11 protein-coding genes are annotated in these 13274 nt (G+C 62.7%); 8 read left to right on the forward strand and 3 right to left on the reverse strand.

Going from position 1 to position 13274, the window contains the following annotated elements:
• Positions 1-136 precede the first annotated feature (136 nt).
• A complete protein-coding gene (locus MKD49_RS19500) occupies positions 137-1864 on the forward strand; it encodes a proline--tRNA ligase (protein ID WP_252697130.1) in 1728 nt (575 codons plus the stop codon).
• Between the two features lie 69 nt (positions 1865-1933).
• On the opposite strand, the gene MKD49_RS19505 is transcribed toward MKD49_RS19500, so the two are convergent.
• From MKD49_RS19505 to ffh, 3 genes are all read right to left on the reverse strand, one after another.
• Positions 1934-2341: a hypothetical protein gene (locus MKD49_RS19505; protein ID WP_252697131.1), complete on the reverse strand. Its 408-nt coding sequence runs from the start codon at positions 2339-2341 to the stop codon at positions 1934-1936.
• Positions 2342-2682: 341 nt separating this feature from the next.
• A complete protein-coding gene (locus tag MKD49_RS19510; protein ID WP_121042583.1) occupies positions 2683-3162 on the reverse strand; it encodes an SWIB/MDM2 domain-containing protein in 480 nt (159 codons plus the stop codon).
• Between the two features lie 416 nt (positions 3163-3578).
• Positions 3579-4949, reverse strand: coding sequence for a signal recognition particle protein (gene ffh / locus MKD49_RS19515; protein WP_039790476.1), 1371 nt, complete (start codon positions 4947-4949; stop codon positions 3579-3581).
• 344 nt (positions 4950-5293) lie between these two features.
• On the opposite strand from ffh, the gene MKD49_RS19520 reads away from it, so the two are divergent.
• The 7 genes from MKD49_RS19520 to MKD49_RS19550 all read left to right on the forward strand — a co-directional run bounded on the left by MKD49_RS19520 (position 5294) and on the right by MKD49_RS19550 (position 13170).
• Complete coding sequence (locus tag MKD49_RS19520) at positions 5294-6265, forward strand: ABC transporter substrate-binding protein (RefSeq protein ID WP_252697132.1); 972 nt, start codon at positions 5294-5296, stop codon at positions 6263-6265.
• Between the two features lie 15 nt (positions 6266-6280).
• On the forward strand, positions 6281-7102 hold the full coding sequence (locus MKD49_RS19525; protein ID WP_039790479.1) for an ABC transporter permease: 822 nt from the start codon (positions 6281-6283) through the stop codon (positions 7100-7102).
• Position 7103: 1 nt separating this feature from the next.
• Entirely contained in the window at positions 7104-7913 is an 810-nt protein-coding gene (locus MKD49_RS19530; RefSeq protein ID WP_034334689.1) for an ABC transporter ATP-binding protein, read from the forward strand.
• 136 nt (positions 7914-8049) lie between these two features.
• A complete protein-coding gene (locus tag MKD49_RS19535) occupies positions 8050-8862 on the forward strand; it encodes an inner membrane protein YpjD (protein ID WP_039790480.1) in 813 nt (270 codons plus the stop codon).
• On the forward strand, positions 8859-9158 hold the full coding sequence (locus MKD49_RS19540; RefSeq protein WP_252697133.1) for a PP0621 family protein: 300 nt from the start codon (positions 8859-8861) through the stop codon (positions 9156-9158). The genes MKD49_RS19535 and MKD49_RS19540 overlap by 4 nt, the downstream gene beginning before the upstream one ends.
• 2 nt (positions 9159-9160) lie before the next feature.
• Positions 9161-9784 (forward strand): 1,6-anhydro-N-acetylmuramyl-L-alanine amidase AmpD, encoded by a 624-nt coding sequence (ampD, locus tag MKD49_RS19545; RefSeq protein WP_209568203.1) that lies wholly within the window; start codon positions 9161-9163, stop codon positions 9782-9784.
• 401 nt (positions 9785-10185) lie between these two features.
• A complete protein-coding gene (locus MKD49_RS19550) occupies positions 10186-13170 on the forward strand; it encodes a ribonucleoside-diphosphate reductase subunit alpha (RefSeq protein ID WP_134221192.1) in 2985 nt (994 codons plus the stop codon).
• Positions 13171-13274 lie beyond the last annotated feature (104 nt).

The raw sequence follows: 13274 nt of genomic DNA on the forward strand, positions 1-13274 counted from the left end.
GTCAGGAGCAATCACATCGATGCACGGATGTCATTGAAACTAGGAGCAAATCTGCAAAGAAAGGGCGCATCAGCCAGCTAATCCTTTAAAATTGGAACGATTATAACCCTCCTCTTTTTAAAAAGAACCGACCGTCATGCGCGCCTCACGTTTTTTTATTTCCACCCTGAAAGAAGCCCCGTCCGACGCTGAAATCGTGAGCCACAAGCTGATGATGCGTGCTGGCATGATCAAGCGTCTGGGAGCTGGCATCTACACCTACATGCCCATGGGTCTGCGCGTGATTCGCAAGGTCGAAGCCATCGTCCGCGAGGAAATGAATCGTGCCGGCGCCGTCGAGCTGTTGATGCCGGTGGTGCAGCCGGCCGAGCTGTGGCAGGAAACCGGCCGGTGGAACAAGATGGGTGCCGAGCTCATGCGCGTGAAGGATCGCCATGGCCGCGATTTCGCCATCCAGCCGACTTCCGAAGAAGTGGTCACCGACGTGGCCCGTACTGAGCTGCGCAGCTACAAGCAATTGCCGGTCAACTTCTATCACATCCAGACCAAGTTCCGCGACGAGCGCCGTCCGCGTTTCGGCCTCATGCGCGGCCGCGAATTCACGATGAAGGATGCCTACTCCTTCGACCGCGATGTCGATGGCCTGAAGAAGTCCTACCAGGCCATGTATGACGCCTACGTGCGCATCTTCACCCGCTTCGGCCTGGAGTTCCGTGCCGTCGCCGCCGACAACGGTGCCATCGGCGGTTCCGGCTCGCACGAATTCCACGTCATCGCCGCCACCGGTGAGGACGCACTGGTCTATTGCCCCACCTCCGATTACGCCGCCAACATGGAAGCGGCCGAAGCGCTGCCCGTGGACAGCAGCCGTGGTGCCGCCACCCAGGCGCTGGAAAAGACCGCCACGCCCGGCAAGTCCAAGTGCGAAGCCGTGGCTGAATTGCTGGGCCTGCCGCTGGCACGCACCGTCAAATCCATCGTGCTGGCAGTGGACAACGAAGATCCGGCCAAGAAGGAAATCTGGCTGCTGCTGCTGCGCGGCGACCATGAACTCAACGAAGTGAAGGCCAGCAAGATTCCGGGCCTGTCCACCTACCGCTTCGCCAACGAAGCCGAGATCGTTGAATGGTTCGGCACGCCCCCGGGCTACCTGGGACCGATCGGCACCAAGAAGCCGGTCAAGGTGGTGGCCGACCGCACGGTCGCCAACATGGCCGATTTCGTCTGTGGTGCCAATGAAGCCGATTTCCACTACACCGGTGCCAACTGGGGCCGTGACCTGCCCGAGCCGCTGGTGGCCGATATCCGCAACGTCGTTGAAGGCGATGCCTCGCCGGACGGCAAGGGCGTGCTGGCGATCCAGCGCGGCATCGAAGTGGGCCACGTGTTCCAGCTGGGCACCACCTATTCCGAAGCGATGAAGGCGACTTACCTGGATGAGTCCGGCAAGCCGCAACCGCTGGTGATGGGCTGCTACGGCATCGGCGTGACTCGTATCCTGGGCGCGGCCATCGAACAGAATTTCGACGACCGCGGCATCATCTGGCCGACCTCGATTGCGCCCTTCGAAGTGGTGCTCTGCCCCATGGGCTATGACCGCAGCGAAGCCGTCAAGACCGAAATCGACAAGCTGTACGCGCAACTGACCGAGGCGGGTGTGGATGTGGTGTTGGATGATCGTGGCGAGCGTCCGGGCGCGATGTTCGCCGACTGGGAACTGATCGGCGTGCCGCATCGCATCGTGGTCGGTGACCGTGGCCTCAAGGAAGGCAACATCGAATACCAGGGTCGCCGCGATGCAGAAGCCACCCAAGTACCGCTGGCCGAGGCGCTGGCCTTCATCCAGGGCAAGCTGGCTGCCTGATCTTTCCACAGGCTGCAATGACAAAGGCGGGCGCCATGGCGTCCGCCTTCGTTTTTGGGGAGAGCGAAATTACTTGGCCGGGACGATGGTCACGGTCTCGCGCAGGATGCCGCCCGAGGCGACGCTGCCATCGCTGTTGCCCTGACCGTTGACGCGCTTCTCGCAATCGATGCGATCCGATTGCGGCAGGCCTTCACAGCGGCGCAGGGCGTTTTCCTTCAGTTGCGCCGCGCCCGGATCGGTCAGCGTGCCGCGCGCAGCGGCTTGCTGGGCAGCACCGGCTTCACGCAGGCAGGTAGCGCGGTCTTCCGTGGAGGCGCCGCTCTTGCAGGCGGCGATCTGCTGCTGGTATTCCGATTGGCCGGCCTTGCCCGCAGCGAACACGTGCGAGGCACCGCCCAGGGCGGCCAGGCCGATCACGAGGGCGCTGGCCGAACGCAGCAGTTGGTGACGCAGGGTGGCGGTTTGGTTTGGCATGGTCATTTCCTTTCTCTTGGTCATGAGCGTCCAGGCTCATCAGTGGATGGCACAGGGATAGACCCGGTTTCCGGTTTTCGGTTCTTTTATTCAGTTCTGCCGGAGGCGATGTGAGCTGGAAAGCTGAAACCGGCCTTTGCGGCCAGTGCCACACCCTGCAGAACCGCCATGGTAGGCGGTGACAGGCCTGCTCGCCATCAGAGAAGTGCTGCAGGCTGCGTCAGACAAGAGGAAAACCGGCCGGCCAGGCCACGCCCCCTGAAACATCCGGAAACAAAAACGCCCGCATGACATCTGCGGGCGTTTTTGTTTGCAAGTCGCTTGCAAACCGCGGGCGTCGATCAGCTCAGGTGAGCCGAGATCAGCTTGGTCATTTCAAACATCGTGACTTGCTTCTTGCCACCGAAGATTGCCTTGAGCTTGTCATCGGCATCGATGTTGCGCTTGTTTTCGGCGTTCTGCAGCTTGTGCTTCTTGATGTATTCCCAGACCTTCTTGGTCACTTCAGTGCGTGGCAGCGGCTTGGCACCGACCACCTCGCCCAGGGCTGCCGACGGTGTCAGCGGCTTCATGAAGGCGGCATTGGGAGTACGTTTTGCTGCGGGCTTGGCGGCGGGTTTTGCTGCGGCTTTCTTGGGAGCGGCTGCCTTGGGAGCGGCCTTCGGTGCGGCTTTCGGCGCTGCCTTGGCGGCAGGCTTGGCGGCTGCCTTGGGAGCGGCGGCTTTGGCGGCCGGTTTGGCGGCTGCCTTGGCTGCGGGTTTGGCTGCGGGTTTTGCTGCTGGCTTCTTTACTGCGGCTGCTGCTTTTTTTGCTGTGGCCATCGGAAAGACTCCTCACAAGAATGAGATGAATGCGTCATTTACGCACCGCTAATAGTGGTGCTCTTTGCACGGCCACGCAAGTATTTTTTAGTGGATTTTCCCGTGAAAGCGCCAGGAAACAACGAGCCGCCCCGATCCGCCGTCAAGCCGCGCCGGTAAAGGGATCGCGGCGGATCGCGGAAGTCCCGGAAAGGGCCGCATCGGCGATATCGGAGGGGAAGGACAAGCGATGAAAGAAGGGCATGTTTTCGTGCGCATGACGCGTACAGAAAACGTATCCGGAGAGACCGGATAGGGGCTCGAAAACGGAGGGGAAAAGCGGAGGAGGGGAGTTTTTCCGGCGCCAGAAGAGACCGCCGGAGGTCGTGTGGAAGGGCCGCAAAGCCTTTTCCAGAAAGACTTTGCGGCCGATGCCGTCAGCGCATGCCGCCCGGCAGCATGCCCTTCATGCCACGCATCATCTTCATCATGCCGCCGCCCTTGAGCTTCTTCATCATCGATTGCATCTGCTCGAACTGCGACAGCATGCGGTTGACTTCCTGCACCTGCACGCCGGCACCGGCGGCGATGCGGCGCTTGCGGGTGGCCTTGATCAGTTCCGGCTTGGCGCGTTCCTGCGGGGTCATGGAGTTGATGATGCCTTCCATGCGGCGCACCTGCTTCTCGGCCTGGTCCATGTTGGCGTTGCCGGCGGCGGCCTGCATCTGGGCCGGCAGCTTGTCCAGCAGGCTGGTGAGGCCGCCCATCTTCTTCATCTGCGACAGCTGGGCCTTGAAGTCATTGAGGTCGAACTTGCCGCCGCCCTTGATCTTGTGCGCCAGGTCCTGCGCGGCTTCCATGTCCACGCCCTTGCGTGCCTCTTCCACCAGCGCCAGGATGTCGCCCATGCCGAGGATGCGGTTGGCCATGCGCGAGGGATCGAAGGCTTCCAGGCCGTCGAGCTTTTCGGCCACACCGGCGAACTTGATGGGCTTGCCGGTGATGTGGCGCACCGACAGCGCAGCACCGCCGCGCGAGTCGCCGTCCAGCTTGGTGAGCACCACGCCGGTCAGCGGCAGGGCGTCGTTGAAGGCCTTGGCGGTGTTGATGGCGTCCTGGCCCAGCATGGCGTCGACCACGAACAGGGTTTCGATGGGCTTGATGGCGGCGTGCACGGCACGGATTTCATCCATCATGGCCTGGTCGATGCCCAGACGGCCGGCGGTGTCGACGATCAGCACTTCGTGGTGATGCTTCTTGGCGTAGTCCAGTGCGGCCAGGGCGATGTCGACCGGCTTGTCGGTCGGCTGGCTGGGGAAGAAGTCGGCGCCGGCCTGGCCGGTCACGGTCTGCAGCTGGCCGATGGCGGCCGGGCGGTAGACGTCGGCGGAGACGGTCAGGACCTTTTTCTTCTTGTTCTCGCGCAGGTACTTGGCGAGCTTGCCGACGGTGGTGGTTTTACCGGCACCCTGCAGGCCGGCCATCAGGATGATGGCCGGCGGCTGGGTGGCAAAGTTCAGTTGCGAGGCTTCGGCACCGAGGTCGGCACCCATCAGGCTGGCCAGCTCGCGCTGGACCACGCCGACCAGGGCCTGGCCGGGGGTGAGCGAGCCGATGACCTCTTCGCCCATGGCTTTTTCCTTCACCTTGGCGATGAACTCGCGCACGGCGGGCAGGGCCACGTCGGCCTCCAGCAGGGCCAGGCGCACTTCGCGCAGCATCTCGGCGGTATTGGACTCAGTCAGTCGCGCCTCGCCGCGCATGGTTTTGACGACTTTGGCGAGGCGTTGGGTCAGGTTGTCTAGCATGGTGATATCTGCAAATGAATGGGGGCGGAAAGGCCGCAGGGCCGCTGGCCGGGACTACGACGCACCGGGAGTGCGCAGGCGGGGCGGCGGGCAATCCTGCATTCTAACCGATCAGCCCCGCTGCGCCCCTGCCGGCGCGTGCGGCCCAGATGGGGGCGCTACGTAAAATTAACAGCTTGTACGGCTTGCGCTCTTTGTGTATACATGGGCGCTGAATTTCCAAGCGCACAGAATAATCAAGGCCCCTGCCACGCAGCACGGGCCAACGCCATCGAGACTGCCGGCCTGCACGACTGCCGCCGGCGCGCCGTATCAACAACGATACACACAAGAGGAGAGTGGAAATGCAAAAGCAAAAACCAAAACAATGGATCGCGCTGGCCCTGCTGGCCACTGCCGGTTTCTCGGCCACCAGCCAAGCGGCAGACGACGTCATCCGCCTGGGCAACCTGAAGTTCGCCCACTATGGCGCGGTGTCCTACATCAAGGAGATCGCCCCCAAGTGTGGCATCAAGGTCGACGAAAAAGTCTTCGCCAAGGGCCCGGATGTGATGCAGGGCATCCTGGCCGGTGAGCTCGATGTGGGCACGACCGCCTCCGAGGCCGCCATTTCGGGCCGGGCCAACGGTGCGCCGATCTATGTGGTGGCCGGTTTCGCCAAGGGCGGCGCACGCCTGGTGGCGGGCAAGGACTCCGGTATCAAGTCGGTCAAGGACCTCAAGGGCAAGAAGGTGGGCGTCACCCGGGGCGGCATCCATGAAGTGCTGCTGGATGCCGAATTGGGCCAGAACGGCCTGACGGCCAAGGATGTCACCATCGTCTATCTGGCCTTCGCCGACCTGAACCAGGCCCTGCTGGGCAAGAACATCGACGCCATGATGCAGAGCGAGCCGCAATCCTCGCAGGCCATCAACAAGGGCTTCGGCGTGGAAGTGATGAAGCCGTATGACACCCCGATCGGCGAGCCCTATCGCACCATGGTGATGACCGAGAAGTTCTACACCGAGAAGCGTCCGCTGGCCGAGAAGTTCATGCGCTGCTTCCTGGAGGCGACCAAGACCTTCATCGACAAGCCGGAAGTGGCCGAAAAGTACGTGCGTGAAGTGATCTTCAAGAACCAGATCACCAAGGAAGACTTCTACGACGCCATCGGCAACTCGCCTTACGCCTACGACATCACGGCCGAGCACATCCAGGTCACCACCGACACCATGGCCAAGTACGGTACCGGCAAGATGGCCAAGCCGCCGGTGGCCAAGGATTGGGTGAAGACCGATCTGCTGGAGCAGGCCAAGAAGAGCATGAACCTGAAGTAAGACGGGGGAATCTCGATGGCAAAGAACAACAAGGGCAGCTTCCTGCAGGGGCTGCTGGTGCCGATCGTCGTGATCGCGCTGTGGGAGGGCGCGTCCCGGGCTGGCTGGATCAATCCGCAGATCCTGCCTTCGCCCTGGGCGGTCCTGAAGAAATGGGTGGAATACGCCACCCCGCTCAAGCCCTATGAGCCCGAGGCCGGCAGTTGGCTGGCCTGGGCCTTTTCGGGCGAACTGATCATGGATGCCATCGGCAGCCTGTACCGGGTGGTGGCAGGCTTCCTGATCGGTGCCGGGCTGGCCCTGCCGCTGGGCTTGCTGATGGGCTCCAGCCAGCGGATCTATGGGCTCATGAATCTGACGGTGCAGGTGATCCGTCCGATTCCGCCGATTGCCTACATCCCGTTGGCCATCCTCTGGTTCGGGCTGGGCAATCCGCCGGCGCTGTTCCTGATCTCGCTGGGGGCATTCTTCCCGGTGCTGATGAATACCATCGCCGGGGTGCGCCAGGTCGACAGCATCTACCTGCGCGCGGCCCGCAATCTGGGGGCGAGCCAGTCCACGCTGTTCCTGCGGGTGATGCTGCCGGCGGCGGTGCCTTACATCCTCTCGGGCGTGCGCATCGGCATCGGGACTGCCTTCATCGTGGTGATCGTGGCCGAGATGATTGCGGTGAGCAATGGCCTGGGCTTCCGCATCATGGAGGCACGTGAATATTTCTGGTCGGACAAGATCATCGCCGGCATGATCACCATCGGCCTCCTGGGCCTGGCGATCGACCTGGGCATGAGCCGCCTCAACAATTACATGCTGCGCTGGCATCGCGGGCTGGAGAACTGAGATGAACCAGACAAATGCTTCTCCGCGCATTCGTATACAGAATGTGCACAAGGTCTTCAAGACCGATGACCGCGAGGTCGTGGCCCTCAAGGACATCCATTTCGATATCCCGGACGGCCAGTTCGTCTGCCTGCTGGGGCCTTCCGGCTGCGGCAAGTCGACGCTCCTGAACGCCATCGCCGGGTTTGCCCTGCCATCGTCCGGCCAGATCCTCACCGGCGACAAGGTGGTCACCGAGCCGGGACCGGATCGCGGCATGGTGTTCCAGGAATACGCGCTCTTCCCCTGGATGACGGTGGAACAGAACGTGGCCTTCGGACTGGAGATCAAGGGAACGCCCAAGGCCGAGATCCACCAGCGCGTCACGCAATTGCTGGACAAGCTGGGTCTGATCGACTTCCGCACCCGCTTCCCCAAGGATCTCTCGGGCGGCATGCGCCAGCGGGTGGCCATCGCCCGGGTGCTGGCGCTGGATTCGCCCATCATGCTCATGGACGAGCCCTTCGGTGCCCTCGATGCGCTGACCCGCCGCAACCTGCAGGATGAGCTGCTGCGCATCTGGGACGAGTTCAGGAAGACCATCGTCTTCGTCACCCACAGCATCGAGGAGGCCATCTACCTGGCTGACCGCATCGTGGTCATGACCTACCGCCCGGGCACGGTCAAGCGCGACATGCTGGTGAACCTGCCGCGCCTGCGCGATCCGGCGGACCCCGAGTTCAATGCCTTGAAACGCGAACTGGGCCAGCTGGTGATGGAAGAGCAGCAGCGCCATCACAATGCGGAGATGAAGGCGGCGGCGGTCGACTGACGTGGCTGCAGCTCTCTATAGTGATGTGCCCGACACGGCAGGCAAGCCCTGCCGTGTCGCATTTGGCGGGCCCGATTCGCGCGCCGGCTGACCGGGCGCAAGCGGGCCGGGGGCCGAGATAGTGTAAACTCGGGTGATGCAAACTTATTTTTTCATCCTGGCTGCGCTGCTCTATCTGGGCTGCGCCTTCATGCCTTCGGAGCGGCGCGTGCCGATTTCGGCGGGCATCGTGGTCGGCTGGATGCTGCATGGCGGGGCGCTGCTGTCGGACATGTTCGCGCCCGACGCGTTGCGGGTGGGCTTTGCGGTCATGCTGTCGTCCACGCTGTGGATCTCGGTGGCGGCCTACTGGCTGGAAAATCGCAATTTCTCGCTCGACAGCATGCGCGTGCTGGTCTTGCCGGTGGCGGCGGTGGCCGTGGTGCTGCCCAGCGCTTTCCCCGGCAACATGGTGGCGCTGGCCGGCAAGTCCGACTGGTTCCTGGCGCACATCGCCATCTCCATCCTGGCCTACAGCACGCTCACCATCGCCGCCTTCCATGCGGTGCTGATGGTGCTGCAGGAGTCGCGCCTGCATACCCGGCCCGGTCCGGCTGCCCAGTCGGGCTGGTTCGGGCTGGCGCTGGATCGACTGCCGGCGCTGCTGACCATGGAAAAACTGCTGTTCCGCCTGATCGCCTTCGGCTTCACCTTGCTGACGCTGACGGTGCTATCGGGTGTCGTCTTCTCCGAGCAGTTGTTCGGGACACCATTCAAGTGGGACCACAAGACGGTCTTCACCATGCTGTCCTGGCTGCTGTTCGGCCTGCTCCTGGCCGGCCGTCGCTGGCAGGGATGGCGGGGGCGGACCGCGCTGAGCTTCACGCTGGCCGGGTTCGCCATCCTTTTATTGGCTTATGTGGGCAGCCGGTTCGTTCTCGAAGTCGTGCTGCATCGGGTTCTGACATGAAATATCTGATTTGGCTGGTGGTCCTGCTGGCCGTGGTGGTGTGGTTCCAGCGCGCCAAGAAGTCCATGCTGGCCGGCAGCGACCGTCCCACCGACGGCAACCCCGCCGCCGCCGAGCCCGAGCCGGGCATGCCGCGTCCCAAGCCCTCGCGCTTTCGCCGTCGTGGCGACAGCAATGTCGAGACCATGGTGCAGTGCGCCCATTGCGGCATCCACTTCCCGGCCTCCGAGGCGGTGGTCCATGCCTCCGGCGCGCACTACTGCTGCGAAGAGCATCGCCGCCTGGCTTCCTTCTGAGCATGGACGCTGTCTTCTCTGACCCCGGCGCCTGGATCATCGATGGCGACGGCTGGTGTGATCACGCCCGCCGCGAACCCTCGCCCAATTGCGACGAACGTCCCGAAGGCGTGGCTGCCGAGCTGCTGGTGATCCACAACATCAGCCTGCCGCCCGGTGAATTCGGCGGCCCCCATATCGCCGACCTGTTCTGCAACCGGCTCGACTTTGACGCGCATCCCTATTTCGACCAGCTGCGTCCCCTGCGGGTCTCGGCCCACTTCCTGATCCGCCGCGATGGCGAAGTGGTGCAGTTCGTCCCGGCCCATCGCCGCGCCTGGCATGCGGGCGTGTCCAGCTTCGAGGGGCGCGAGCGCTGCAATGATTTTTCCATCGGCATCGAGCTGGAAGGGACCGACTTTGAACCCTTCACCGAAGCCCAATATGAGACGTTGGTGCAGCTCTCCCAGGCCCTGGTAACGCGCTACGGATTGACCGCCGTGGCTGGCCACGAACACATCGCGCCGGTGCGCAAGACCGACCCCGGACCCTTCTTCGACTGGGACGGCTATCACAACAAAATGGTGAAAATCGTTAACGCGGCGCAATTGCGCTTCCCCGTTGGCCTTCACAAAAGTCAAGCTTGAGCAGCACAAAAATTCTCTAAATAGCGGTTGCATCCGCCCGGGGCCGCTACTAGAATTAGTCCCATTCGATGTTTTGATACTAGATGTAGTGCTCAGTTGAACTTGTTGTTGGTGTCGGGTCTTCATCCACGGTCGGCCCGTTTCAGGCAGTGCTTCAGAAGGTGCAAGACCCGCGAGGCAGTAACCAAGTACGACAACGCCCCCGGTTCTCCTTCTTTTAATTCCGTTCCACACATCAGTTTCAAGCAGTTTTGCGTCAGCATGAATGTCCACGCAAGGGACAGTCATTGTGGGACGCTTCCGCCGTTCGCGGGTCCTTTGCCGTTCGGGGCCCGGATGAAGTTATTAGCAACGCAGGTGGCAACCCCCGGCCATCTGCCCCATGTACCCCAGGAGGCTAAGTGCGCTCAACCCAAGAAATTTCCGTCAAATCGCCCGCTCCGTTCGGCACCTCTGCCGAGCTGGAAGGTTCCGCTGAAGGCCAGGCCATCGTGTCCCAGACCGCTGGCCTGGGCGAATACCGCATCATCCGCCGCAATGGCGCCGTGGTCGGTTTCGAGCCCTCCAAGATTTCCATCGCCGTGACCAAGGCCTTCCTGGCCGTCAACGGTGGCCAGGGTGCCGCTTCGGCGCGCGTGCGCGAGATGGTCGAGCAACTGACCACCAACGTGGTGTCGGCGCTGGTGCGCCGCCAGCCCACCGGTGGCACCTTCCATATTGAAGATATCCAGGATCAGGTCGAGCTGGCCCTGATGCGTTCGGGCGAGCATGACGTCGCCCGTGCCTACGTGCTGTACCGTGCCAAGCGCATGGAAGAGCGCGCCCAGCAAGGCGCCGCCACCAAGACCGAAGTGGCCGCACCGCAACTGCACGTGACCGAAGACGGCCAGAGCCGTCCGCTGGACATCAACGAAGTCCGTTCCCTGATCGCCGCTGCCTGCGTCGGCCTGGAATCGCACGTCGATGCCGACGCCATCCTGTCCGAAACCGTCAAGAACCTGTACGACGGCGTGCCCGTCGAAGAGCTGTACAAGTCCGCCATCCTGGCTGCCCGCGCGCTGATGGAAAAGGACCCTGCTTACAGCCAGGTGACTTCGCGCCTGCTGATGCACACCATCCGCAAGGAAGTCTTCGGCAAGGAAGTGGCCCAGGCGGACGCCCCGGCCGAGTACCTGGAATACTTCCCGCAATACGTGAAGAAGGGTATCGAAGCCGAGCTGCTCGACACCAAGCTGGCCCAGTTCGACCTGGCCAAGCTGGCTGCTGCCATCAAGCCCGAGCGCGACCTGCAGTTCGGCTACATCGGCCTGCAGACCCTGTATGACCGTTATTTCCTGCACATCGGCGGCACCCGCATCGAGATGCCCCAGGCGTTCTACATGCGTGTGGCGATGGGCCTGGCACTGAACGAAATCGACCGCGAAACCCGCGCCATCGAGTTCTACGACCTGCTGTCCTCGTTCGACTTCATGAGCTCGACCCCGACCCTGTTCAACTCGGGTACCCAGCGTTCGCAGCTGTCTTCCTGCTACCTGACCACGGTGGCCGACGACCTCGACGGCATCTACGAAGCCATCAAGGAAAACGCCCTGCTGGCCAAGTTCGCCGGCGGCCTGGGCAATGACTGGACCCCGGTGCGTGCCCTGGGTGCGCACATCAAGGGCACCAACGGCAAGTCGCAAGGCGTGGTTCCCTTCCTGAAGGTGGTCAACGATACCGCCGTGGCGGTCAACCAGGGCGGCAAGCGCAAGGGTGCAGTCTGCGCCTATCTGGAAACCTGGCACATGGACATCGAGGAATTCCTCGAACTGCGCAAGAACACCGGCGACGACCGCCGCCGTACCCACGACATGAACACCGCGAACTGGATTCCCGACCTGTTCATGAAGCGCGTGATGGAAAAGGGCGAGTGGACCCTGTTCTCGCCCTCCGACACCCCGGACCTGCACGACAAGTTCGGCCGTGCCTTCGAAGAAGCCTACACCGCCTATGAAGCCAAGGCCGCTCGTGGCGAGCTGAAGCTCTTCAAGAAGGTGCAAGCCAACGACTTGTGGCGCAAGATGCTGTCGATGCTGTTCGAAACCGGCCACCCGTGGATCACCTTCAAGGATCCTTGCAACATCCGTTCGCCGCAGCAACACGTGGGCGTGGTGCACAGCTCCAACCTGTGCACCGAGATCACCTTGAACACCAACGAGAGCGAGATCGCGGTCTGCAACCTGGGTTCGGTGAACCTGCCGGCGCACCTGGTCAATGGCGAGCTGGACCATGCCAAGCTGCAAAAGACCATCCGCACCGCCATGCGCATGCTGGACAACGTCATCGACATCAACTACTACGCCGTCAAGAAGGCACGTGATTCCAACCTGCGCCACCGTCCGGTGGGCATGGGCATCATGGGCTTCCAGGACTGCCTGCACATCAAGCGCGTGCCGTACGCCTCGATGGACGCCGTCGAATTCGCCGACCGCTCCATGGAAGCCGTCTGCTACTACGCCTACATGGCTTCGACCGAACTGGCCGAAGAGCGCGGCCGTTACGCTTCCTACCGCGGTTCGCTGTGGGATCGCGGCATCCTGCCGCAAGATTCCCTGAAGCTGCTGGCGCAAGAACGCGGCGGCTACCTGGAAACCGACAGCACCGAGACCCTGGACTGGGCCGCCCTGCGTGCACGTATCGCCGAACACGGCATGCGCAACTCGAACTGCGTGGCCATCGCCCCGACGGCGACCATCTCCAACATCATCGGCGTGTCTGCTTGCATCGAGCCGACCTACCAGAACCTGTACGTGAAGTCGAACCTGTCGGGCGAATTCACCGAGATCAACGAGTACCTGGTGCGCGACCTGAAGGCCCGTGGCCTGTGGGACGAAGTCATGGTCGCCGACCTCAAGTATTTCGACGGCAGCCTGGCCAAGATCGACCGCATCCCGCAAGACCTGCGCGACATCTACGCCACCGCCTTCGAAGTGGATCCGTCCTGGCTGGTGGAAGCCGCCTCGCGTCGCCAGAAGTGGATCGACCAGGCCCAGTCCTTGAACATCTACATGGCCGGTGCTTCCGGCAAGCGCCTGGACGAGACCTACAAGCTGGCGTGGCTGCGTGGCCTCAAGACCACCTACTACCTGCGCACCATCGGCGCGACCCACACCGAGAAGTCGACTTCCCGTGCTGGTGCACTGAACGCCGTGGCCGTTGATGGCGGCGCCGGTGCCATGGCCTCGGCTTCCGGTACGGCCGTGCCGGCCGCACCGATCGCTTCGGCGGCGGCTGCCTCGGCTGCCTACGTGATGCCGACCCCGGGTGCTTCGATCGAAGCCGATGGTCCGGTCTGCACCATGCGTCCGGGCGATCCGGGCTTCGAAGAGTGCGAGGCCTGCCAGTAAGCAATCCGGGCAGGGCCGGGACGGCCTGCTGATGAGGATGATCCAAGGTCATCCGAGATGACGGCAGCAACACTGCCCCAAGTCCTGCCCACCCTAGCCGGCGC

This window comes from Herbaspirillum sp. WGmk3 (assembly GCF_023952535.1).
Lineage (GTDB): Bacteria > Pseudomonadota > Gammaproteobacteria > Burkholderiales > Burkholderiaceae_D > Herbaspirillum > Herbaspirillum huttiense.